The following is a 24,075-nucleotide window of genomic DNA, read 5'->3' on the forward strand; positions in this document are numbered from 1 at the left end:
AAACAAAACTTTAAATGGCATCGGGTTTAATTCATTGAGACAAGGGAATTTTAATGTTGTAGAACATACGTTCTTTTTGGGGTGATTGAAAAGTTAGGGGTTTTCCTTTTGTCTGACCGTTATGACCTTGGATACCGCCTGTTGCGCCGCTTGGTGATCCGAAAGGAAAGGGTGAAGGGTATGGGAAAAGAAGGGCAGTTTCTTGGAACCGGCGATTTGGCGATTGAAGCGAAAGGGCTCGTGAAAATATTCGGCAAGCAGCGGGCCGTGGATGGAGTGGATTTGGCGATTCGGAAAGGGACGGTTTATGGTTTTTTGGGGCCGAACGGAGCGGGGAAGACAACCACCATCCGTATGTTAGCGACCTTGACAAAGCCCGACGCCGGAAATGCACGGATTTTCGGGCATGACCTGATTGATGAAGGGGATGCGATCAGAAGCCGCATCAGCATGACGGGACAGTATGCTTCCATTGATGAAGACTTGACCGGTATGGAGAATCTTGTCATGATGGCAAGGCTGATGGGCTATGGCCGCAAAGATGCAAAAGTGCGGGCGAAGGAATTGCTGGGGGCTTTCGGGCTGGAGGAGGCAGCAAAACGCCAGGTGAAAAACTATTCGGGAGGGATGCGCCGTCGCATTGATATTGCCGCAAGCATAGTGGTAATACCGGACCTGCTGTTTTTGGATGAACCGACAACCGGACTCGACCCAAGAAGCCGAAATCAGGTCTGGGCTATTATCAGGGCGCTTGTCGGTTCGGGTACGACAGTTTTGCTTACGACACAATATTTGGATGAAGCAGACCAATTGGCGGACCGCATCGCAGTAATCAATCACGGGAAAATTATTGCGGAAGGCACAAGCGGGGAATTGAAGGCATCGGTAGGGAGCGGAACATTGAATGTCCAGTTGATCGATGCTGCAGATCAAGTGCCTGCAGCGGAAATTCTGGAACAGCAGCTTTCTGTGCCTGTCCACTATACCCGGGATTCAACATTGCTGAGCGCACAGATAAATGATCCTGGGCTTGTCGCGGGTGCTTTGGGTGTTTTAGCAAAAGAAGGAATTGCAATCAGTGATTTTTCTTTCGGCAGACCAAGCCTTGATGAAGTGTTCTTGACGTTGACCGGACATGCAGCGGGTGAAGAGGCAAAGCGTGAGGAGGAAATATCATGACCGATTTCACCGAAAGCGGCAGCCGCACGAAGGAGATCAAATTACGTGATTCCATTGCATCGAGCAAACGCCCAAAACCGCCTGGCGCCCTTTCTTCCACTCTCACATTTGCAACACGCGCACTCTTGCGCATCAAACATGTTCCTGAACAAATGTTTGATGTGACAGTTTTCCCGATTATTTTCCTGCTCATGTTTACGTATTTGTTCGGCGGCGCTATTGCTGGTTCTACTGCGGAATATCTTCAATTCCTGCTTCCGGGAATTCTCGTCATGACGGTTTCGCAGATTACGATGTATACCGGCATCGATTTGAACAATGATATCCGCAAAGGCATTTTCGACCGCTTTCGGACTCTGCCGATCTGGCTGCCGTCCGCATTGGTCGGGGCGCTGCTGATCGATGTCATCCGCTACTCCATTGCCTCAGTCATCATGATAGCGCTCGGGTTTATGCTCGGCTTCCGTCCTGAAGGCGGAATGATGGGGATACTTGTTGCCATTACGCTGATTTTGGTGTTCTCTTTCAGTTTTTCGTGGATATGGACGGCTGTCGGGCTGGTCGTGCGCTCCGAAAAATCATTGATGATGATCAGTTTTATGGTATTGTTTCCTTTAACTTTTGTCAGCAATGTATTTGTCGATCCGAAAACCTTGCCATCATGGCTTCAAAGTTTTGTGGAAGTCAATCCCGTTTCGGTTCTTGCCACTGCAGTACGGGGGGCTATGCATGGCAGCTTGACGGCGGGGCAGGTGATGTGGGTTCTGCTCGCCTCTGTTGCCATGACTGCGATATTTGCACCTGTCACGATTTACTTGTACCGCAATAAGAAGTGAACGAAAAAAAGGAGGCGACCGGCATGATGAGGTCGCCTCCTTTTTGGTTAGGCTAAGTTTGTTTGATGCCGTTGCTCATAAAATGCCGAAACCTATTTGAAGGGGATCGGCCGCACCGTCAAAACGTCAAGTGGAAATCCCGGCTGAAATTGAAAACGGATCGGGCTTTGTACATGTGCTTTCCATCCGGTAGTATATACCGGTTTTCGCAGATTGATGAAAACCATGCATAGCTTCGAGCACATGGTATGCGAGTACTCCGTTCGCACGATGGGCTGTGCCATTTGCTATCGCCTGTGCCATATCCGCTACGCCGATGCCGCGCCCATTTTCTTCGAGTTTGGATATCAATGGGATGTCGCTGAATTGGTCGTCCCCTTTTTTCCGGAGCCGCACAGGCCCGCCGAAAGTGTTCGGGTCAGGCACAAGCAGGGTGCCTTCGCTGCCGTAAATTTCAATCGGCGGAAGGGAAGAACCGCCAAACGCGTCAAAACTCGTCGTGATGCTTCCGATTGCACCACCCGTGAACTCAACAGTGCCGGAAATGTGGGTCTCGGTTGAGACCGTAATCTTCTCGCCTGCATGAGGCTCGCTTGATACCGTCCTTTCCGGATAACTGATCCGCGCAGCCCCGGCTAGCCGCTTGATGGGGCCGAGCAGCGCAATCAATGCGGTTAAATAATATGGACCCATATCAAACATGGGACCGCCGCCTTTTTCATAGTAAAAGGCAGGATTCGGATGCCAGTGTTCATGCCCTCGATTTATCATAAAAGCGGACGCGCCGATCGGAACGCCGATTTCACCGCTTTCTATCAGATGCAGGGCAGTCTGGATGCCGGCTCCCAAAAACGTATCCGGGGCGCCGCCGACAAGCAGCCCTTTTTCTTGTGCTTTCTCCAACACCAGCTTTGCATCTGAAAGGCTGATGGAGAGCGGTTTTTCAACATACACATGTTTGCCGGCTTCAAGAGCTTGCAGGCAGATTTCCGCATGCGCTTTTGGAAGCGTCAAGTTGATGACCAGGCTGATTTCCGGATCCTCAAGCAGTTCTTGGACAGTACACGCTTTCGGGATTCCGTATCGTTCGGCTTGAGCGCGCGCCTTTTCCAAGTCTAGGTCTGCGCAAGCGACAAGGGATAAATTGGGATAGGTGCGGATGTTCTCCATATAGACGGAACTGATCCATCCACAGCCGATTATGCCGATCTTTAATGTGCTCATTCGATCCCTCCATCTTTCATTGGCTGTCGCCCATGCCGGTATAGTTTTGCCCATTGCCGGCAGCCGAGTAGTTTAGACCGTCCGCATTGGCAGATAGCGTTCTGCCTTCTGCGGCCCATAGGAATCCTCTTTTCATAATAAGTGAAACCTCAGGCATGGCGATAATATCCGCAGCATGGCCCAAAGAATTATAGAATACCCGGCCGACGCCCCAGCGTTTTGTCCAGACAACCGGCATATCGACGGCCTTGTTCAGAACATGCGGACCATCTGCAATGGGGAAGCGTGTGGTGGCAAGCACTTCAACAGCCGGGTCGACATGCAGATAGTATTGTTCGCTGACCACTTTAAAATCATTGAGGCCTTCCAGCAGCGGACTTGAAGAATATTTTATGTTGACCAGATATTCAATGCCATCGTTTCCAGGATGCGCAACCCAGTTTCCGCCTGTCATGAATTGCCAGTCCACGTTTTTCCGGAAGCTGTCGCACATTCCGCCGTGGCTGCCTGCGAGACCGACGCCGCTTATGACGGCTTCAGATACATTGCGCACATATTGAGGTTCAATTTCACCCATTGTCCAGTGTGGAACAATCAAATCGAGCGCCTTCAACTTTTCTGCATCTGCATAAGCTTCCAGCGTATCGGAAATTTCAACTTCAAAATTTTCTGCTGCCAGCAGGTTTTCGTATATCCTCGCAACTTGTTCAGGTTCATGGCCATCCCATCCGCCTTGTACTATCAATGCCTTTTTCTTCATCAGTTATCCATTCCTTTCGGATAATGTTCGTTTTTCAGAGACTGGAAACTTGGATCCATTTCCGTTCTTTGATGGATATTTCCACGGCTTCAAGAACTTGCTGGCATTTCACCCCGTCGCTGAAATTAGGGATCGGCTGCCGATCTTCCTTGATGGCCTCCAGCAACTCGACAAAAGCATGGGTGAATGTATGTTCATATCCAATTGGATGCCCCGCCGGCCACCAGGCATCCGAATAGGCATGTGCCGGATCCGTTGCCAAGACACGGCGGAATCCTTGGACATCGTCCCGGTCGTCAGTGAAATACACTTGCAGCTCGTTCATGCGTTCAAAGTCGAATATGACGCTGCCTTTGCTGCCATTGATTTCGAATGAATTGGTGCTTCGGTGTCCGGTCGCAAAACGGGTGGCTTCAAAGCTGCCAAGGGCACCGTTTGTAAAGCGGGCCAAAAACAAAGTGGCATCATCAACCGTAACAGGGCCTTTTTCGGCTGTATGGCCGCCCGTCGCGCTCAGTCCGCCGCTTTCTTCAGGAAGAGGCCTTTCTTTGATGAAGGTTTCACTCATTCCGATCACTTCCTCCATGCTGCCAACGAGGTAATGGGCTAAATCTATAAGGTGGGCGCCTAAATCTCCATGGGCGCCTGAGCCGGCGATTTCCTCTTGAAGCCGCCAGACAAGAGGGAAGTCCGGATCGACAATCCAGTCCTGCATAAACCAGGCCCGAAAGTGATAGATATCACCCAAACGCCCTTCGTCGATCAGTTTCTTTGCCAGCATGACGGCCGGAGTAAAGCGGTAGTTGAAGCCGACCATGTGCTTGACGCCTGCATTTTCAGCGGCTTCCAGCATTTCGCGGGAATCTTCCAGAGAAAGGGCCAGCGGTTTCTCACAGTACAGGTGTTTTTTGGCTTCTGCTGCAGCGATGGCAATCTCCTTATGGATATTGCTTGGTGCATTGATGTCGATCACGTCGATATCGGCTCGGGACAATAGGTTTCTCCAATCCGATGTGGCTTCTTCCCACCCAAATTGTCCGGCTGCAGCTGTAACCGCTTCCAAATTTCTGCCGCATATTGCTTTCATCCGTGGCTGCATGCTTTCCGAGAAGAACATAGGCAATGTGCGGTAGGCATTGCTGTGGGCTTTGCCCATAAATTTATAGCCGACCATGCCAATATTGATTGATTCCATTTTTGACATCCTCTCTTTGTTTAATGATTAAACTAACTTCCTTTATTTTCTCGAACAATCTGTTTTTTGTCAAAAGTTAATTGATGCTTTTGAATAACCATGCAAGTTCCATCTGCTTCATTACAAGGATTTCTACAAGCCTGTTAAAATTGCATGGATTAAACCGCAGGTAAATACACTTATTTTTATTTTAGTTTCCATAGGCAGCTAGTCAGGCTTTGATGAGATATTTTTCGCTTACTAAAATTTAAAGATAAAATATTATTGTTATGGACATAAAATTAATGATTAACAAACATTTTTTAGTTGCAATCCGTTCCAGAAAAAGGGAATATCACGTTGACATTTGTAATATTTTAAATAGAATGAAAAATATAACTAATTACAGGGGGTTCATTTGAAATGGCGATGAAAAAGAAAATTACAGCGGGAACATTCGCTTTGGCTCTTGGGGCGGCTTCATTGTTAGGCAGCACTGTCAGCGCAGAAGAAGCAGCTTCAAAAGAGGATTATATCGTAGTTTATAAAAACCAGAATAGCTTGCCAAGCGGCTATGAAAACGTACTGGCAAAAGCAGGCGGCGAAGTCAAAACCAAATTGGCGAAACTGGGAGCGGTAGAAGTGTCTTCTGCTAATCCGAACTTTATGGATGAGGTCGAAAAATCCTCTGCTGTCTTGGATGTCGACATTGAAAAAGTGATTTATCCGGAAACGCCTGCGGCAGCGGTTGAAGCTTCGGAAGAAGGCATCGCGGATGGCGCCGATCTGTATAACGATTATCAATGGGATATCAAACAAGTGACCGGAAATGGGGCTTCTTGGGAGTTGCCTGGCGGAACAGGGAAATCTGTTGATGGAAAGGATATTGTCGTAGCGGTTGTGGACACTGGGATTGACTATAACCATCCGGACCTGAAAGATAATTACGCATACGGAAAATCATTTGTTCCAGGCTATCCGGACGCGATGGATGAAAACAGCCACGGCACACATGTAGCCGGCGCCATTGCGGCAAACGGGCGGACCATGGGTGTCGGGCCGGATCTTAAAGTGGCAGCATACCGCGTCTTCGGTCCTACAGGCGGAGCTTCGACTGCAAACATTGCGGAAGCTTTGAGAACTGCTGCGGATGACAATGTTGACGTCGTGAACATGTCGTTGGGCGGCTATGATTGGATGCAAGATCCAAATCAGGAAACAAGTGATGTTGCGGCCGATATGCGCTTGTTCAACCGCGCGATCCAGTATGCCATCCAGCAAGGAGTTACGGTTGTCGGATCTGCCGGCAACAATGGCCTAGACATTTCAAGCCCGGGCAAATTGTCCGGTGATGATGCTGGTGCCACGCACCGGAGCCCAAGCAGCCAGACGCTTATCCGTGTTTCAGCTGGCGGCGCCAACAAGAACCTGGCGTTCTATTCAAACTATGGTGTAGGTAAGATCGACGTTATGGCACCAGGCGGAGATTTGGGACCGAATTATGACCCGTCAACCGGGACAGGGCGCGATAATTCATATTTAGCGTATTCTACAATTCCAGGCGGCAAATACGGCTATAAAGGCGGAACTTCCATGGCTGCACCGAAAGTGGCTGGCCTTGCAGGCGTTATTATCGCCCAGCATGGCAAAGACAAACTGACTCCAGCGCAAGTGAAACACATTATCCAATCCTCTTCTGAAGATATATTCAAACAAGGATATGACAAGCAATCAGGATTCGGATTGATTGATGCTGTTGATGCATTAGACTGACAATGAAAAAAGCCGAAACACCTCCGATGGATCAACGGTCCATGGAGGTGTTTTTTTCATGCATATTCAGGAAACGGGCCGCTCGCCGAAATGAATCTGTGCTTTTCTCCTCATCATAGCCCTTGGAATAGGGGTCGCTGTATCCGTGGCCAGCTTCGAATACGATGGTTTCGATGTTCCGCTTAGATAGCTGCTCTGAGAGTGAAGCAGTACTGGAAGAAGGTTCATGCTCAGCAAAAAACAGAAGAGCAGGACAAGCAGGCGAGATTTCCAAATAATCACGGATACGCGATCCGTAATAGCCAACTATGCCAGTTACCTCTTGTTTCACACTGCAGAGCCACGCAATAGTGGCTCCCGCGCTGAAACCTATCAGGTAGATGCGCTCATGGTGTTTGGAAAGCTCATCAATCAGCTCTGAAACTTGTTGGGCCGCTTTTTCAAAACCGACATTCTGGGTGAAATGCCGGTAGGCTTGCTTTTCTTCCGAATACGAAAAACTTTGCTCCCGGTTCAACAGATCGGGACAAAAAACATGAAGGCCCATTTCGGAAAAGCGTTTTTCATAATATCGCATATGGCCATTCAAGCCGTATATCTCATGCAACAAAATAACAGCGCTAGGATGGGCCTGTTCATTTGCCATCGGACATCGCCCCTTAGTATGGAAATTCAAGCTTCTTCTATTATATGTCCTGCAATAGTGTTTGGTATAAAAAGTTTTTAGAGATATTAGTACCTAATACTAATATGTGGTGTTAGAATAGGGCTAGTATGTTAAAAAGGGGCGAAACTTATGAACACTTCAAACGCAAGAATCACAGCCATCGGTTCGTATGTTCCAAAAAAGAGATTAACCAACAATGACCTGGAAGCATTGGTGGATACCAATGATGAATGGATTGTCCAGCGAACAGGGATCAAAGAACGCCGTATCGCTGCAGACAATGAATACACAAGTGATATCAGCATCAAAGCTGTAGAAAATCTAATTGAGCGGTATCAAAAAACGGTTGATGATGTGGATATGATCATCGTCTGCACAATGACTCCCGATTTCAAGACTCCGAGCGTAGCCGCTTTGGTGCAGGCAAAGCTTGGAATAAAAAATACAGGCGCTATAGATTTGAATGCTGCCTGTGCTGGCTTCGCGTACGGCCTGCATGTCGCGAACGGCTTAGTTAGTGCCGGATTGCATAGGAAAGTGCTGGTGATCGGTGCTGAGACATTTTCTAAAATCATCGATTACAGCGACCGTACAACCTGCATCTTATTCGGGGACGGAGGCGGTGCGGTGCTCGTGGAATACGATGAGCAGCAGCCAAGTTTTATCGCTTCACATATGGGTACAGATGGAATATTGGGGAAAAATCTATATTGTACAGATCTTTCCGACAGCATGTTCGGCGAAGAACTTCCCGTCAACGGATTTATTGCCCAGAATGGGCGAGAAGTTTACAAATGGGCTGTCAATACGGTCCCGAAAGGCATGGAAGCATTGATGGGGAAAACCGAGTTGAAGTTGGATGAAGTGGATTGGTTTGTTCCCCATAGCGCAAACTTAAGAATTATAGAATCGATCTGCAGCAGAAGCGGGCTTCCGCTTGAACGCGCCATCTACAGCCTTGAACACTTTGGGAACACTTCAGCCGCTACGATTCCATTGTCGCTGGATAAAGGCGTGCGGGAAGGGAAAATCCAAAGGGATGATAAGCTGCTGTTATATGGATTTGGCGGAGGCTTGACCCATGCGGGGCTGCTTATCAACTGGTCCTTATAGCAGTTGGAGCAGAACCAGGGTTAAAAGTGAAAATCATCGAAAACTAACGAAAGGAGTGGGCCGCCATTTCTTCCGATTGGTGGATTTCTGTTCAATGGTGGAATACCGTCAGCAATATCATTTTGTTAGCGAATACCGCATTGGCTTTTTTCATCCTCTTTTTTGAACAAAAACGTGCGACTTCCATTTGGGCGTGGGTTCTCCTTTTGTTTTTCCTGCCGGTAGCCGGCCTGATCTTATACTTGTTTTTCGGCCTGCCGCACAGGAAAAACAAAGGAAAGCAGTCTTCTGTCTATTCCAATCAAAACATGCAAAAAACATCACGGCAACAACTGCAGGAAATAGATCGAGGCGCTTTTACGGATTTGCCGGAAGCGGTGAAGGCCTTCAGGCAAACTGTCCGGATGAATCTGAAAACCGCGACAGCACCGCTATCTGCCAACAACAGCCTGGATATCTACACTGACGGCAAATTAAAATTCGATTCGTTGTTCAAAGACATTGAAGCCGCCGCAGACCATATCCATCTTCAATATTACATTGTGAGAGACGATGGGATTGGCGGGCAATTGATCGGCCGGCTGACCGAGAAAGCAAAGCAAGGAGTCAAAGTCTGTGTTCTTTATGACGACATTGGCTCAAAGTCATTGTCGAAATCATTCTTTTCCGCCTTTTTTAAAGCGGGAGGAAAAGCGGCTGCTTCGCTACCTTCAAGAATCCCTATGGGCAATCCGCGCGTCAATTACCGGAACCATAGGAAAATTGCTGTTATAGACGGCAAAGTGGGGTATGTCGGCGGCTTTAATGTTGGAGACGAATATCTCGGGGAAAAGGGGAAATTCGGTTACTGGCGAGATACCCATATCAGGATTGAAGGAGATGCTGTCCATTCCCTGCAAAATCAATTTTTGTCCGACTGGAATATGGCTTGTGAAAAGAATCAGTTAAAATATGCCGAGAACTTTTTCCCGGCCAGTCCCGGCTTTGAAGGCATATCGATGCAAGTGGTCGGAAGCGGCCCGGATGAAAAAATAGATCAGATCAAAAACGGTTTTTTAAAAATGATTTCCCGCGCAGAGAACTCTGTTTATATACAGACTCCTTATTTTATTCCGGATCCATCAATTTTAGATGCGCTATGCACCGCTTCGCTTAGCGGAGTGGATGTCAGAATCATGATCCCGAACAAATCCGACCATTTATTTGTCCATACCGCAAGTTTGTCATTCGTCGAAGAGCTGTTATCAGCTGGTGTCAAAGCATACGAATATGAAAATGGATTTTTGCATGCTAAAACAGTGGTGATAGACAGTAAAGCATTTTCTATTGGTTCTGCGAACATGGATATACGAAGTTTTTCGTTGAATTACGAAACGAATATTTTTGCATTTGATGAAAAAGCAGCTGAAGAAATGGTCCGGATTTTCCTTCAGGACGTAGAATTGTCGGGGGAGTTGACGCTGGATGAGTTCAAAGGCCGTTCGTTTTACGAGTATGCCAAACAGCGAATAGCAAAACTTGTTGCCCCTATTTTATAGCCCGGACCATGTATTTAGGAAAAAGAGGCCTTTCAACAGAAAGGCCTCTTTTTTATATAGTGAAACAAGCCGTGGCAGATGCAGTTGAATGAGGCCTTGCATGCACAGCACGATTAGCATATCTATTCAGTCAAGTACCGATCGTTTACTGAAACAGGAAAAATCTTAGGTTTGTATTAAAAAAATTTAGCAGGTTGGCTGGACAGCAAAACTTCGCATAAAAACTGTGTGTTAATATTCAGAAAAGTACGGAAAATAAAAAACACCATGATAATATGAAATTAAATATGGAGACAAAAGAGATTTTGATCCTACTGTGGATAAAGGAGGGAGTCAATTGCCAAAAATTCTGGTGGTTGACGATGAAGCGCATATTCGGGAGCTTGTACGGCTGTATCTTGAAGATGAAGGCTTTGAGGTTATTGAAAAATCGAATGGAGAAGATGCATTGGCATACGCAGAGAACCAGCCGGTTGATTTGGCGATTATTGATATCATGATGCCGAAGGTGGATGGCTGGGAATTGTGCAGTGGACTGCGTGAGCTGGATGAGATGCCGATACTGATGATTACTGCAAAAGGAGAAGCACAAGACAGGATAAAGGGGTTCAAGCTGGGAACTGATGATTATCTGGTGAAACCATTTGATCCAGTGGAATTGGTATTAAGGGTCAAAGCTTTGTTAAAACGTTACCGCCTTAATGCATCCAATGTCATCAGGCTCGGATCTATCGTGCTGGACCGCAAAACATACCAGGTTATTTACACAGATGGCAAACGGGTGACCATTCCAATGAAGGAATTCGAACTGCTGTATAAGTTGGGGAGCTACACAAACCAATTGTTTACGCGGGACCATCTCATCGAGCAAATATGGGGGTTGGATTATGAAGGTGATGAGCGGACGGTTGATGTTCATATCAAACGGCTCCGGGAACGGTTTGCCGGACACGAATCGGATTTTAAAATAGTGACAATCCGCGGCCTTGGCTATCGTCTGGAGGTGTATCAGGATTAAATCACTTTATACACGCATTGTCGTCATTTTCGTCAGTATTGTTATGTTAAGCCTAGTTATTGCCTATATCGGAACCAATATGATGTACCAAGGGCGGATCCACGATGAAGTACGGAATATCTTGATCGAAAATGCCGAGAAGGTGATTGAAATTTACCGTACTACCAATGCGGATAACGCGCACTCTTATATGGAGGCTTTTAACGGAACTGCCGGAACCCGCCTTCAGCTCTACAATCTGGAAGGTGATGCGCTTCTGGACAGTAAAATGGATGTAAGCAATTCCGATATTGAAACGGTGCTTGCCGGTGGGATCTCGGATAATCTCCATGACAGGGACAGCCATTATCCGATTGTAGGAATACCTTTCCAGGATGAAAGCGAGCAATATGCGCTATTTTTAACGGTGGAGCCAAATGCAGTTGAAGCGGAAATCATGGATTCCATTCATATCATGTATATTGTCATTTTATTTTTTGGAAGCTTATTGATCATCTTTGCTGCCCGCTATGTGGTACATCCGCTTATCAAACTGACAGAAGCGACGAAGAAGATGGCGCATGGCAATTTTGACGTTGTCCTTCCCACCAAGCGGAGAGACGAAATTGGCATATTGAGTGCAAGTTTCAATGAGATGTCGCGGGAGCTCCAGCAATTCGACCAAATGCGCCAAGAGTTTGTAGCCAACGTTTCCCATGAAATCCAGTCGCCGTTGACATCAATATCCGGATTTTCAAAAGCGTTAAAGCAAAAACAGATAAGTGAAGAAAAAAGAATCAGTTACTTGAACATTATCGAGCAGGAAAGCGACCGCTTGTCGCGTTTAGGCAGAAATCTGCTTCGGCTGTCCCATTTGCAGCATTCCCAGCATCAATTGAAATTGACGGTTTTCCGGTTGGACGAACAATTGCGCGACGTTATCATTAGTTCCGAACCGCAATGGTCTGTAAAGGATTTAGCTTTAAACATCCAGTTGGAGGCGGCTGTGATTGAAGCGGATGCTGACCAGCTCAAACAAGTATGGACAAATCTCCTAAACAACAGCATTAAATTTACGCCTGCACATGGGGAAATCAGCATCAAAGCTTCATCCGGCTATAACTCGATCTCCATATCGTTTGCCGATAGCGGTATGGGAATCCCTTTAGAAGAACGGAAGGATATTTTCAAACCCTTCTATAAAGTGAATAGATCCCGTGACGCGGCTGTAAAAGGAAACGGCCTCGGCTTGTCGATCGTAAAACAAATCGTCGATTTGCACCATGGGAAAATCCATGTTTCAGAAGGGCCAAAGGGCGGGGCGAAATTCACAGTTGTGTTGCCTGTACAGTGGAATAACTAAGAAGAGAAAGGGCTCCGGCCCTTTCTCTTTTTTTGTTCACGATTCATACTGAGTTCATATTTGCCGATTATAGTGGCTTCAATAGAACAAATCCAAAGGGGAACAGGTATGAATGCTAGACGGATTATAATTTTGTCGCTCATTCTTTCCAGCTTGATAGCCTTGATCGAAATGGAAGTGATAGTTCGAAGGATCCTTTCCATCTTCGCCCTGCTTGCTATCCTTTATGCGTTTTTCATTCTTTTAAAAGATTCCGCACTCTCCTGGAGCGGAATCCTCAGCATAACTGTATTTGCCGCTTTTTCTTTTTTGTTGATGGTCCTTACTTGGATGGAGGTGGGATGGTAGCATGTGTAGTTTTACATGAAACAACGCAAATTTAAAGTTTTGCTATTTCTCCCTAAAGTTCATATTCAGTTCACAATGAGATTTTATAGTAAGGCTACAACAAACACAGGAGGGCAAGAAAATGAACAAAAAGCAGAAGAACAAAAGCAAAAAGAAGCTGGTGGTTTGGAGTTTTGCCGGAATTTTGGTCGCAGCGTTAGCAGTTGCCGCTGTTTTCATGCCAAAGGGGACAGGGGCTTTCCAAGAAGCGGTTGCTGAAACAGGAGATATTGCCACTTTTTATAGTTTTGCCGGAGTGATTGAAGCTAAGAACAGGGAAACTGTAATGAGCGAAAAAGCGATGCAGATCAGTGAGATCCAAGTGAAAGAAGGAGACAAGGTCAAAACAGGAGATGTTTTATTGATGACGGCAATGGGAGAAGAAATAAAGGCGTCAGTGGATGGGGAAATTTCAAAAGTCCTAGTGGAGAAAAACGCGGAATTGATGTCTGGCATAGAGTTGCTTGAAATTGTTGACTATTCCGATTTGCAGGCAAATGTTAAAGTCGATGAATATAGTTTGAAATTCCTGGAAGAAGGCCGGAAAGTCAATGTCACAATTAATGCGCTGGATAAAGAAATAGCAGGCTCCATATCGGAACTTTCAAAAGAAGCGGCAAACGAAAATGGCATATCTTATTTTACAGCGACTATCGACCTTGCAAAAGATGAAGAACTGCGAATAGGAATGAGTGCGGAAGCGAAAATATTAAAAGAAGAAGCAAAAAAAGTGACAACTTTGCCGATAAAAGTGATCCAATTTGACAGCAGCGACAAACCTTATGTGCTGTTGCCGTCAGAACAGAGTTTGCCTACTAAGAAATATATTTCGACAGGGATCAATGATGGGACGGTAGTTGAAATCAAAAGCGGTATTTCTGCCGGGGATAGCGTAATGTATACAGACAACGAGGAAGCGCAGGCGGCAGCTTCTATGCGGGGAGAGGAACAATAATGGCCGGGCAAATACTAAATATGCAAAACATCAGCAAATCGTATTTCCTGGGGGATGAGGAACAAGTTGTACTCCAAAACGTCAGCCTGACTGTCAAAAAAGGGGACTTTATCGCAATTTTAGGTCCGTCGGGTTCCGGAAAATCCACTTTGATGAACATGATCGGCTGCCTTGATTCACCTTCGAGCGGTGATTACAGCTTATCGGGTCAAAAAGTCGATGAGCTGGATGAAAGCGAACTGGCAGCAATCCGCAACAAGGAAATCGGCTTTGTTTTCCAGCAATTTCAATTGTTGCCTCGTTTAAGTGCCAGGCAAAATGTAGAGTTGCCGCTTATTTATGCGGGGATTTCTGAAAAGGACCGAAAAAAGCGGGCAGAGGAAATGTTAGAAAGAGTGGGATTAGCGGAAAAAATGGACAACCGACCAAATCAGCTTTCCGGCGGACAGCAACAGCGGGTGGCGATTGCCCGTGCGATGGTCACAGAGCCCACTATACTTCTGGCCGATGAACCGACTGGAGCTCTCGACCAAAGAACGGGGCAGCAAATCATGGAGCTTTTTCATGAAATCAATAAGGAAGGGAAATCGATTATTATGATTACGCATGACCAGGATATCGCGAGAAATGCGGACCGCATTGTCCATATTCTCGACGGCCGGCTGAGAGAGGAGCATGCCTGATGTTCAAGGAAAACCTGAAAATGAGCTGGACGAATGTCATCCATCATAAAATGCGTTCGGCATTGACAATTCTCGGAATTGTCATCGGAGTCGGTTCCATCATCGCGCTCATCACTATCGTCAAAGGGGCCACCAGTGAAATGACGGGTGAATTCGCTTCTTTTGGCGCTGATAAAATCACTGTATCCGTTATGGGGACACCGTTGAAACAAGGACTTCTGGACAGCGATATCCAGAGGCTTTCGGAGATTGAAAATATTGCAGGCGTTTCCCCTACTGTTTCTGGTGTTGCATCTGTCGCTGCTGATGGAATTGAAAAAAAAGATATAACTGTACAAGGGAAAAGCGATGTGTATTTTTCAAAAACAGAAGACCTTCTGGATACGGGGCGCGGCATCAACCTTTTGGATATCGAGAGTGAAAACAAAGTGGGTCTCATTGGATCCGCAATAGCCAAAGACTTGTTTTTTGGTGAAGATCCGATCGGCCAGAAGCTGGTGATTGGAGGAGTCAGCTTTACCATAATCGGCACATTGCAAGAATCAAACTCTTTTTCAGGCAGTTCTACAAACGATGCGGTAATTGTGCCCTATACCGCATCGATGAAATTGCTGGGTACAGGATATATTAAAAATGTAGATGTTTATATGGCTGATGCGGAAGAATCCCAAAAAATCACGAGTGATATTGAAGCTGCTTTGAATGAAGCGTTCAACTATAACGAAGAAGGCTTTTCCGTCATGAATATGCAAGACATGTTAGCATCCATCAATCAGATGACGACTATGCTTTCTCTCATGCTCGGCGGCATTGCTTCCATTTCACTTATAGTGGGGGGCATCGGAATTATGAACATGATGCTTGTCTCTGTGACGGAGCGGACCACTGAAATCGGATTGAGGAAAGCGCTGGGCGCGGAACCGAGAAGAATCCAACAGCAATTCTTGCTCGAAGCGGTATTTCTGTCATCAATCGGCGGGATTCTGGGCTTGCTGAGCGGCACATTGCTTTCCTTTACTGTGTGTTCACTGATTGGCGTCAGCTTCTCCTTGTCTTTTTCAACGGTTTTGCTGGCGCTTGGCTTCTCCACAGTGATCGGAATCGTATTCGGGATTGCGCCCGCAAGAAAAGCATCAAAGTTGCACCCGATCGATGCTTTAAGAAGTGTTTGAACACTTTGCAGATATCCAAAGCAAATGGAGAGTGATGGAGAATGAATGATTTTCTCGTGCATTGGGCAACCTTCCTGTTTATGGTCGGTCTTCTTTTATCATTGCCACTCGGAGCCGTCTTTTACTTGAATAATCCGCATGTAAAGCAATTTTTCACGAATGCGAGAAAGTTGAAAGCAGCGCACTTGGATTTTATCTTGCAGGCTTTTTCAATCGGACTGGTCCTTTTGGTGGAGCTGGCTACTCTGGCAAAGCTACCGTTGTACGCTGTCATTCCGCTCGCTTTCGGCACCTTTTGCAACCCGTTTATTTTCCTGCTTGAAGCCACGCCTTTATACCAGACAGGATTTACTAAAACCCTTTATAGAGTGCTTCGTGCAGCTAGTCCAACCGCTTTGTTTTTCGCCTGGTCAGCACTGGCATTTCAACTGATGCCAGCTTTTGTCTCATGGCTGCTGCTGGCTTTCATGCTCTTATTGGTTACTGCGTTTTTAATCACTCGATTGAAAACCAAAGAAGAGGGTGGAGAGAAAATTGCTTCTTCAAAAACCAGCATTTGAATACCCCTTTGAAAGGAGTGTGCCCATAAAATGGGCACACTTTTTGTTCTGTCTTTTCATCTGCCCGGAAATCTTGCCGGTTATGCTACAATTATCTCAATCAAAACGTTACTGGGGAGGCTGAACAATGAGCCGGTTGACCGACAATGCGATTCAGTTCGCAGCTATCAAGCATGCTGGGCAGGTGCGCAAATCGACAAATATACCTTACATCACTCATCCATTTGCAGTGGCAATGATGCTGCAAGCCGAAAGGCAACCGGAAGAAGTGGTTGCGGCAGGGCTGCTGCACGACACATTGGAAGACACTGACACAACAAAAGAGGAATTGCTGGAATTGTTCGGGGAGAAAGTCTATCGCTTGGTCCGTGCTGCATCTGAACCGGACAAGGCGCTTCCTTGGGAAGAACGGAAACAGCATACGGTGGATGCGCTTGATGGACGTTCAAAAGAAGAACTCGCCCTGATATTGGCAGACAAATTACATAACTTGCGTTCAATTCAGCAGGATGTCAACAAAAACGGCGATGCAGTATGGTCACGCTTCAATCGCGGGAAACGGGATCAATCGTGGTATTACATGAGTATCGTTGAAGCGTTGAAAGACAGAAATGAAGATGTTCCTTTTTTGCGGGAGTTTGAAAGGGAAGTATACCTCTTGTTTGTAGGTATTGAAAAAATGACCAACCGGGACATCGGGCTTTTGTTTCAGTGCGCCTATGTAGTGGATGATTTTGAATATGCTGCATTGAAAAATCGGGGGATCGAACAATTCGCAGAAGAGGTTGCCGCCAGCAGTCGGAATGTATACAGCAATCGGAACTATGGCGCTGTAAAGCCGCTGTGGAATTTTTTGCACAGAAAGGGCATTGAATTCGACTGGAATACGGAAGGGCCATTTCGGATTTTGGCTTTTTTGAGTGAGTTGAAGCACCGGCTGGCCTGGCCGGATGAAGTGTTTTTCAAGTATTTTTTAAAGAACCGCAAAAACCTTTGACAAGAAAAATCGAATCAGAAGGAGCCAACTCTCATGCCATTAGAAATTGTCCGCAACGATATCACGAAAATGAAAGTGGATGCCATAGTCAATGCTGCAAATTCTGGACTCCAGATGGGGGGCGGGGTATGCGGCGCCATTTTCCAAGCTGCTGGCGCGAGGGAACTGCAGGCGGCGTGCGATAAAATCGGCCATTGTCCGGTCGGGGGCGCAGTAATAACGGAAGGTTTCCGGTTAGACGCGAAATCCATCATCCACACAGTGGGTCCGATATGGCGCGGCGGCAGCCAAAACGAAGAAAGGCTTTTGCGGTCATGCTACGAAAACTCTTTGAAGCTTGCATCGGACAATGGATATGAATCGATCGCTTTTCCGCTTATTTCTTCCGGCATCTACGGCTATCCGAAAGAACAGGCGCTGCAGGTCGCAGTTTCTGCAATCAGCGCTTTTTTGATGGAGCATGAAATGCTCGCCTACATCGTAGTTTTCGATAAAAAAGCGTTTCGCTTAAGTGAAAAACTTTTCAATTCAATCGATGAATACATCGATGAGCATTATGTCGATGAACAAACAATGATTTTTTCAAAAAGGGACCGCCGGTATGCTGAAATGCAATCAGAGCTGGCGCCGAAAAGCCAGCTTGAGGTTCTGCAGGACCGAAGCTTGGAAGATATACTCGGGCAGATTGATGAATCGTTTTCTGAGCGGTTGCTCCGTTTTATCGATGAAAAAGGGATGACGGATGTCGCAACTTACAAAAAAGCGAATATCGACCGCAAGCTTTTCAATAAAATCAAGAATTCAAAAACGTACACGCCGCAAAAAAAGACCATCGTCGCTTTTGCCATCGCACTCCAACTGGACCTTGACAAAACAAACGAACTGCTCAATACGGCGGGATATGCGCTTTCCAACAGCAGCAAATTCGACGTTATCGTGCGGTATTTCATCGAAAGAAACAACTACAACATTTTTGAGATCAATGAAGCGTTATTTGTCTATGACCAAATGCTTCTTGGTGCGTAATTGTCGCTTTCGAAGCGACCAGCAAGGCGATTTTAAAAGCTATCCTTAAGGTGTTAAGACTTGCTTAAGGAGGAATACAAAATGGCAAACAGCAAAACGGAACTGGTTTTTATTCTCGACAAAAGCGGCTCGATGGCGGGGCTCGAGGCGGACACAATCGGCGGGTTCAACGCACTTCTGAAAAAGCAGAAAAGCGAGGAAGGCGATGCGACGGTAACGACCGTATTGTTCAACCATCAATCTGAACTGCTCCACGATCGCATCCCGGTGAAAAGCGTATCGCCGATCACCGAAAGGGAATACGAAGTGGGCGGCACGACGGCGCTGCTTGATGCCATCGGCGCTGCGATCCAAAAGATCGGCAATGCCCAAAAGCGGACGCGGGAAGAAGACCGCGCGGAAAAAGTGATTTTCGTCATTACGACAGACGGCATGGAAAACGCCAGCCGCGAATTCAATTACCATAAAATCAAAACCATGATCGCCAGCCAAAAAGAGAAATACAATTGGGAATTTATTTTTATGGGCGCGAATATCGATGCCATCTCAACTGCCGGCAAGTTCGGAATAGATGAAGATTTTGCGGTCGATTACCACGCAGACGAAAAGGGCACCGAACTGAACTACAGAGTCATGAGCGAAACCATTTCTTCAATCCGAAAAGGGGCGACACTGGAACGCAACTGGAAAAAAGACATCGAAGCGGATTACGATAAGCGAAAGTAACTGCCTTTTCGTCAAGAAAGACAACATTATATCAAAAGAAAAAACGCTTGGTGATCCAAGCGTTTTTTATCTGTTGATTACTTGCCTTGTACAGGAAAAAGCGAGAACGACAGGAATTCGAAGCCTTCTTTTAAATTCATCATCACCGCATCCTGAGCCTCCAAATAACTTAATTAATGGGGAATAGCCCTTGCCTTCTATAAAATGCGTTCGCAAAAGTGTCAGTGAATTTGTGAACGTTCGTAAAGTGTGTGGATACATTTACAAACGCTATGTTTGCCGCTTTTCAGCTCTTTTGAAGCGTTCGTAAAAGTGTACTTTTACGAACGCTTTTATTCGAGAAAGCAAAGGTAATTATTCCATCTACATATTAGGAATATTAATGATAATCTAAATGTAGATGATGTTTGAAAGTGAATGTAACTTAAGTGCAGTTAAATTACATTCAGGTTTTATTAAGAATGAAATAGCAAAAAATTATAATTAAGAAAGCTAAAATTTAATTTTTAACTAAGGGAGTTATTTCCAACATGGCACATTTGAAATACTTTTTATATCTTTTCTTTTTAAATTCTATATTTTTTCTTTGTATAGTTTATTTGACCGAAAACATTCACGGGCCTCTCACTAATTTAAATGCTACTGACGCTATGAGAAGCTTCGTGATTTTTCTGATTCTACTCTCCTATTCGTTGTTACTACGAGATTCACCATTTAAATATACCGAATTCAGAGAAAGGACAAAAAATGTATATTTTTTCAGCTCTTTACTTACCGCAATATTAACTATGATGTTTCTCATTAGTATATAACGAGCTTAGTAAGAGATTGAATGTAGCTTATTGTGAATTAAGTTACATTCAGTTTTAAGCAAAATAAATAGAAAATGGAGATAAAAATAATGATAGATGTAGGTGCAGAAAGTCTCTGGGAGCTTTTGAAGTCAATTCTTGAGAGAATAAAATATAGTCTTCTTTCTAAAGATCAGAAAATCGAATTTAACTTAAGCCAACTTCAAAAAAAGTATTGGTTTGAACAACTTGTCTCTGAATCTCCATCTCTTGTTCAACTTATTAAAAATGATCATGAACTACAAGCCTATTTGACTTCCAGGAGGAAACTGAAAAAAGTGTTACATAATTCAATTGCACGTAAAAAGTTCAAGGAAATGATTAGTCAAAAGTTATAAAAAGGAAGATTGATTAGTCAATCTGAATGTAACTTAATAGAAAATTAAGTTACATTCGGAAGAGCTTGAATTAGAAAAGGCTTAACAAGAAAAATAGGATAGGAGGGAAGCAAAATGAAGAAGGAAATGGAAGAACTGATTGTGAAATCTTTCTTTGAAAAAAACGTTCGGGAAAGAGTGCTTCATGAATTGTTTTCATCAAAGAAAAGAGATCATGCTTTAAATCGGCTTTGTCATGAATATCATAGAATGTTGAAGGGGAAATACATGGTCGAAATTCCACCGCCTAACTCCGACCCACAAGACATTTACAAGCTGCTTATAAAAAACGGAGCTGAAAAAAAGTGCTACTCCCTGTCTTACAATGAAAAGATAGATGGAAAAGAACTACCGCTGCAAGAAGCTTTGGAACAGGCTGTCGGTTTTGGTTTTCCTTCCCTCATTTTGTGCGTTCCTGGTGAATTAGCCTATTTTGAAGCTGAGCAAGGATTTGGACCAGCACCGAGGTATATATTAAAAAGACCTGAAATTAATTGAATTGGTTAATTTGAATGTAACATAATCCTAATTAAGTTACATTCACATCCCTAATTCCAAAGGCTTTTTATGAAAATCAAAAAAACTGATTTCACTAGAAAAAAGATACATTCAAAAGGTTATTCTCAACGGCTTCAAAGTAAGAGTTTTTAAACGAAATAGGTTTACATATCATGAGGTTATCGGAAGGAAAGAAGCATAAGGTTGTGGCTTCTTTCCTTCCTTCTTTTCGTTTAAGTGTATTTAAGGACGCTTTATTTAGAAAAAGGTACTTTAATCTTTGATTCATTGGTTATTGATCTGGTCGATTCCATTCCAATCACGAACATTACATTGACCATACTCATTATCCCCAACAGCGACGACCGTCCCATTTGATCTAATTCCGATGGTATGGCTACAGCCTGCAGCTATCGCGACTATATCAGACCACTCCGTAACATTGCATTGGCCATATTTATTCCACCCAGTCGCAACGACCGTTCCGTCTGCTTGAAGACCAACGGTATGTTTACTGCCTGCAGCTACCGCTAGTAAATCTTGCCAATCGCTGACCTGGCATTGGCCAAGCTTATTGTCACCCGTAGCTAACACGGTGCCATTCGTTTCTAGGCCAATGGTGTGCAGATAACCTGCAGCTACCGCTACAATGTCACGCCACTCACTTACTTCACATTGACGATACCGATTAGTCCCGGCAGCTGTCACTGTCCCGTCTGATTGAAGACCGATGGTATGCCAATCTCCCGCAGCGATCGCCGTAATACCCTGCCAGTCACTGACATTGCATTGACCCTCATTATTTCGTCCGACTGCAACCACTGTGCCATCCGATCGAAGCCCGATTGTACAACGCCAACCCGCAGCAACCGCTACAATACCCCGCCAGTGATTTAAGTCGCATTGCCCATTGTTATTCCATCCCACTGCTGTCACGATTCCGTCCGATCGAAGCCCAACTGTATGGGCATTTCCCGAGTTTGGGGCCATGTGAACACTGCCGGCCGAGACTGCCACAATGTTGTGCCAGTCTTTGACCTCACATTGGCCGTATTTGTTATCACCTGCAGCTGTCACGGTGCCATCTGAACGAAGTCCAACAGTATGACGTCGACCCGCCGATATAGAATCTCTCTGTTGCTGTTTCACTCTTTTTCCTCTCCTCTTGAAAAAACTATCTGAATTTAATTTTTTGATGACAAGACCTGTTTATTCTATCCTATTGTTTTGTTTTAATATTTTTAAAATTTAACATAGATTTTTAATTCCATATTAAGAGTATTCCAAAAACAAAAGGAAGATCAAGTAGCTTTTCCGCAAGCTTTTGATCTTCCTGTAGTGTATGAATATAACCATTTTATTGATGAACATTTGATTATGCTATCCAATGAGAGGGAAGATCCAAATGATCAGGCAAGTGCGTTTCCCTATTGCCGTTTGCTGAATTGATTTGCATCTGCGTCAAGAAAAGACTTGTAGAGAGGTTCGCTCCATTTAGATTGGCATCCCGTAAATCAGCACCGATAAAATCGACACCTCTTAAATCGGACTTTTGCAAATCAGCTGCAATCATATAAGCACCTCTTAGATTTGTTCCTCTCAAGTCTTGGCCAGCTAATTTCTTACCCATCCAGTCTTCGCCCCGTTGCTCCAATTCGCGTTTACCATTCCGTTTAGCCGCTTTGTTTGCTGCCTGATTTCGAATTTCTGTACTGGTCTTTACTAAGAGCTCACTGACTGTAAAGCGATACGAAATCAAATCCAGGTTCAGCAACTCATCAGCACTGAGTTTTGTCAGTCTTTGCAGTAAATCTAACTGATTTGTCAGTTCCTGCTTTAGGTAGGGGCTGAGTTTGTAGGATAACGCTTCTGCGACAAAGGCGATCATTTCAAACAGCTGTTCCATAACGGGAAACGCCATAAACATCTTCTCGGCGTTCTCGGGCTTTGTTCGCCAGCTCTGTCCACCAAATGTAGATTGTGCAATTATTTGGCCGGCGCCAAGGCAATCGAAGACTGTGCACCCTTTAAAGCCGGTTTCACGCAATTCACTGTGGATTTGACAACGAAAATCATCCTGTAAATTTGGACAGGGTACTCCTGCAGGCTTATTGATTGCAAAGTCGCTAGAAGCCATCAAGTTGAGTGCAGTACAGCACAAACCGAAACACTGAGAACAATCTGCTTTCAAACTCGCTCTAATTTCTTTTGCTTGTATCGGTTCAATTGGTTGAGTTGAAGTCATGGGCACTCTTCCTTTTCCGATAAATTTCAAGAGACATTTTTGTTTATCTGTTAGTTTAATTCAATAAAGCAAATCTCTAACAACAGTTCTTTATTCATTATAGCGATGCATTAATCAAAATGTCTGATAAGGTGTACTTTTACGAACGGTTAATTAAGTATTAGTTATAAAGTATCTCTCATTCCATATGATAAAATCAGTTCACGGAAGTAGTTGACCCCAAATTTAAGCACATAAAAAAAAGACCCTACACATGTAGGGTCTTTTTTTTAGCTATTATTAAGCTTTTTGAACGTTAGTAGCTTGTAGGCCACGTTGTCCTTGTTCAATTTCAAACGTTACATTTTGACCTTCGTCTAAAGATTTGAAACCTTCACTTTGGATTGCTGAGAAATGTACGAATACGTCATCTCCTGCTTCACGCTCGATAAATCCAAAACCTTTTTCTGCATTAAACCACTTAACTGTACCTTGTTCCATAATTGTTGCCTCCTAGTGCGGCTATCCACACAATGTGTTACTACCCTTGCTCAAATACCTTAGACGAAAAACAAACTTTATTCTCAATCTGAAAACGAACAAAAATAATTCTTTTTTAGAATAACAGATATTCGATAAAATGGAAAGCAAAGAGCATCGATTCAATTACTTAAATAGTTTGTATTAGGTATATGCACTAGGTTAACATATCCCGAATTATCAGAAGCATTAGCTACAAAAATAAAGTATTTATTTATATAGAAGAGGAGTGAAATGAAATACAGGTTGCCCAGCAATCTGTATTTCTTTTTTATTTTATAAAAATTTCATGTGCATAACATATAGAAAAATACAAATATGCATTTGCAATACCGTCAAAGAAAATAAAGGCGAAGAAGCAATCCATAAACTGATGGATGTTTTGAGAACCATGACAAAATAAAAGGTAAGCAAAACAGTTGATATACCCTAAGGGGGTATGATAAAGTGGGAAC

Annotated in this window: 23 protein-coding genes; 16 read left to right on the forward strand and 7 right to left on the reverse strand. The window is 44.6% G+C overall.

What is annotated here, in order from left to right:
- Positions 1-180 precede the first annotated feature (180 nt).
- Both FQV30_RS08560 and FQV30_RS08565 read left to right on the forward strand, forming a co-directional pair.
- Positions 181-1,179 (forward strand): ATP-binding cassette domain-containing protein, encoded by a 999-nt coding sequence (locus FQV30_RS08560; RefSeq protein WP_146500353.1) that lies wholly within the window; start codon positions 181-183, stop codon positions 1,177-1,179.
- Positions 1,176-2,015, forward strand: a complete 840-nt coding sequence (locus FQV30_RS08565) for an ABC transporter permease (RefSeq protein ID WP_146499747.1) — start codon at positions 1,176-1,178, stop codon at positions 2,013-2,015. Before FQV30_RS08560 ends, FQV30_RS08565 begins: the two co-directional genes overlap by 4 nt.
- A 126-nt stretch (positions 2,016-2,141) precedes the next feature.
- Here FQV30_RS08565 and FQV30_RS08570 read toward each other — a convergent pair whose 3' ends face one another.
- From FQV30_RS08570 to FQV30_RS08580, 3 genes are read right to left on the reverse strand one after another with little or no spacing between them, the layout of a single operon-like run.
- Positions 2,142-3,239 (reverse strand): Gfo/Idh/MocA family protein, encoded by a 1,098-nt coding sequence (locus FQV30_RS08570; protein WP_146499748.1) that lies wholly within the window; start codon positions 3,237-3,239, stop codon positions 2,142-2,144.
- A 16-nt stretch (positions 3,240-3,255) separates the two neighbouring features.
- Positions 3,256-3,999: a ThuA domain-containing protein gene (locus FQV30_RS08575; protein ID WP_146499749.1), complete on the reverse strand. Its 744-nt coding sequence runs from the start codon at positions 3,997-3,999 to the stop codon at positions 3,256-3,258.
- A 34-nt stretch (positions 4,000-4,033) separates the two neighbouring features.
- The gene (locus FQV30_RS08580; protein WP_146500354.1) at positions 4,034-5,194 is read right to left on the reverse strand and encodes a Gfo/Idh/MocA family protein; all 1,161 of its coding nucleotides are present in this window, start codon (positions 5,192-5,194) and stop codon (positions 4,034-4,036) included.
- A 402-nt stretch (positions 5,195-5,596) separates the two neighbouring features.
- On the opposite strand from FQV30_RS08580, the gene FQV30_RS08585 reads away from it, so the two are divergent.
- Positions 5,597-6,946, forward strand: coding sequence for a S8 family peptidase (locus FQV30_RS08585; RefSeq protein WP_146499750.1), 1,350 nt, complete (start codon positions 5,597-5,599; stop codon positions 6,944-6,946).
- A gap of 31 nt (positions 6,947-6,977) precedes the next feature.
- Here FQV30_RS08585 and FQV30_RS08590 read toward each other — a convergent pair whose 3' ends face one another.
- A complete protein-coding gene (locus FQV30_RS08590; RefSeq protein ID WP_146499751.1) occupies positions 6,978-7,592 on the reverse strand; it encodes a dienelactone hydrolase family protein in 615 nt (204 codons plus the stop codon).
- 150 nt (positions 7,593-7,742) lie between these two features.
- Here FQV30_RS08590 and FQV30_RS08595 point away from each other — a divergent pair, with 150 nt between their 5' ends.
- The 13 genes from FQV30_RS08595 to FQV30_RS08655 all read left to right on the forward strand — a co-directional run bounded on the left by FQV30_RS08595 (position 7,743) and on the right by FQV30_RS08655 (position 20,856).
- A complete protein-coding gene (locus FQV30_RS08595; protein WP_146499752.1) occupies positions 7,743-8,726 on the forward strand; it encodes a ketoacyl-ACP synthase III in 984 nt (327 codons plus the stop codon).
- An 83-nt stretch (positions 8,727-8,809) separates the two neighbouring features.
- Positions 8,810-10,264, forward strand: coding sequence for a cardiolipin synthase (cls, locus tag FQV30_RS08600; RefSeq protein ID WP_255473419.1), 1,455 nt, complete (start codon positions 8,810-8,812; stop codon positions 10,262-10,264).
- Positions 10,265-10,601: 337 nt separating this feature from the next.
- Positions 10,602-11,282, forward strand: coding sequence for a response regulator transcription factor (locus FQV30_RS08605; RefSeq protein WP_146499754.1), 681 nt, complete (start codon positions 10,602-10,604; stop codon positions 11,280-11,282).
- Between the two features lie 43 nt (positions 11,283-11,325).
- Positions 11,326-12,624, forward strand: a complete 1,299-nt coding sequence (locus FQV30_RS08610; RefSeq protein ID WP_146500355.1) for a sensor histidine kinase — start codon at positions 11,326-11,328, stop codon at positions 12,622-12,624.
- Positions 12,625-13,093: 469 nt separating this feature from the next.
- The gene (locus FQV30_RS08615) at positions 13,094-13,966 is read left to right on the forward strand and encodes an efflux RND transporter periplasmic adaptor subunit (RefSeq protein ID WP_146499755.1); all 873 of its coding nucleotides are present in this window, start codon (positions 13,094-13,096) and stop codon (positions 13,964-13,966) included.
- Between the two features lie 11 nt (positions 13,967-13,977).
- Positions 13,978-14,649: an ABC transporter ATP-binding protein gene (locus FQV30_RS08620; protein ID WP_186725629.1), complete on the forward strand. Its 672-nt coding sequence runs from the start codon at positions 13,978-13,980 to the stop codon at positions 14,647-14,649.
- A complete protein-coding gene (locus FQV30_RS08625; protein ID WP_146499757.1) occupies positions 14,649-15,821 on the forward strand; it encodes an ABC transporter permease in 1,173 nt (390 codons plus the stop codon). Before FQV30_RS08620 ends, FQV30_RS08625 begins: the two co-directional genes overlap by 1 nt.
- 41 nt (positions 15,822-15,862) lie before the next feature.
- The gene (locus FQV30_RS08630) at positions 15,863-16,381 is read left to right on the forward strand and encodes a hypothetical protein (RefSeq protein WP_146499758.1); all 519 of its coding nucleotides are present in this window, start codon (positions 15,863-15,865) and stop codon (positions 16,379-16,381) included.
- Between the two features lie 127 nt (positions 16,382-16,508).
- Positions 16,509-17,378 (forward strand): HD domain-containing protein, encoded by an 870-nt coding sequence (locus tag FQV30_RS08635; protein WP_146499759.1) that lies wholly within the window; start codon positions 16,509-16,511, stop codon positions 17,376-17,378.
- Between the two features lie 33 nt (positions 17,379-17,411).
- Positions 17,412-18,404 (forward strand): macro domain-containing protein, encoded by a 993-nt coding sequence (locus FQV30_RS08640; RefSeq protein WP_146499760.1) that lies wholly within the window; start codon positions 17,412-17,414, stop codon positions 18,402-18,404.
- A gap of 81 nt (positions 18,405-18,485) precedes the next feature.
- Positions 18,486-19,130 carry a vWA domain-containing protein gene (locus FQV30_RS08645; protein WP_146499761.1) on the forward strand — a complete coding sequence of 215 codons (645 nt, stop codon included), beginning with the start codon at positions 18,486-18,488 and terminating at the stop codon, positions 19,128-19,130.
- A gap of 901 nt (positions 19,131-20,031) precedes the next feature.
- The gene (locus FQV30_RS08650) at positions 20,032-20,319 is read left to right on the forward strand and encodes a hypothetical protein (protein WP_146499762.1); all 288 of its coding nucleotides are present in this window, start codon (positions 20,032-20,034) and stop codon (positions 20,317-20,319) included.
- A gap of 114 nt (positions 20,320-20,433) precedes the next feature.
- On the forward strand, positions 20,434-20,856 hold the full coding sequence (locus FQV30_RS08655; RefSeq protein ID WP_146499763.1) for a hypothetical protein: 423 nt from the start codon (positions 20,434-20,436) through the stop codon (positions 20,854-20,856).
- A 285-nt stretch (positions 20,857-21,141) separates the two neighbouring features.
- Here FQV30_RS08655 and FQV30_RS08660 read toward each other — a convergent pair whose 3' ends face one another.
- The 3 genes from FQV30_RS08660 to FQV30_RS08670 form a co-directional block, all read right to left on the reverse strand.
- A complete protein-coding gene (locus FQV30_RS08660; RefSeq protein ID WP_255473373.1) occupies positions 21,142-22,005 on the reverse strand; it encodes an RCC1 domain-containing protein in 864 nt (287 codons plus the stop codon).
- A 226-nt stretch (positions 22,006-22,231) separates the two neighbouring features.
- Complete coding sequence (locus FQV30_RS08665) at positions 22,232-23,101, reverse strand: pentapeptide repeat-containing protein (protein WP_146499765.1); 870 nt, start codon at positions 23,099-23,101, stop codon at positions 22,232-22,234.
- Between the two features lie 279 nt (positions 23,102-23,380).
- Positions 23,381-23,581 (reverse strand): cold-shock protein, encoded by a 201-nt coding sequence (locus FQV30_RS08670; protein WP_036810671.1) that lies wholly within the window; start codon positions 23,579-23,581, stop codon positions 23,381-23,383.
- Positions 23,582-24,075: the final 494 nt, after the last annotated feature.

The organism is Planomicrobium sp. CPCC 101110, from assembly GCF_007859395.1.
GTDB lineage: Bacteria > Bacillota > Bacilli > Bacillales_A > Planococcaceae > Planococcus.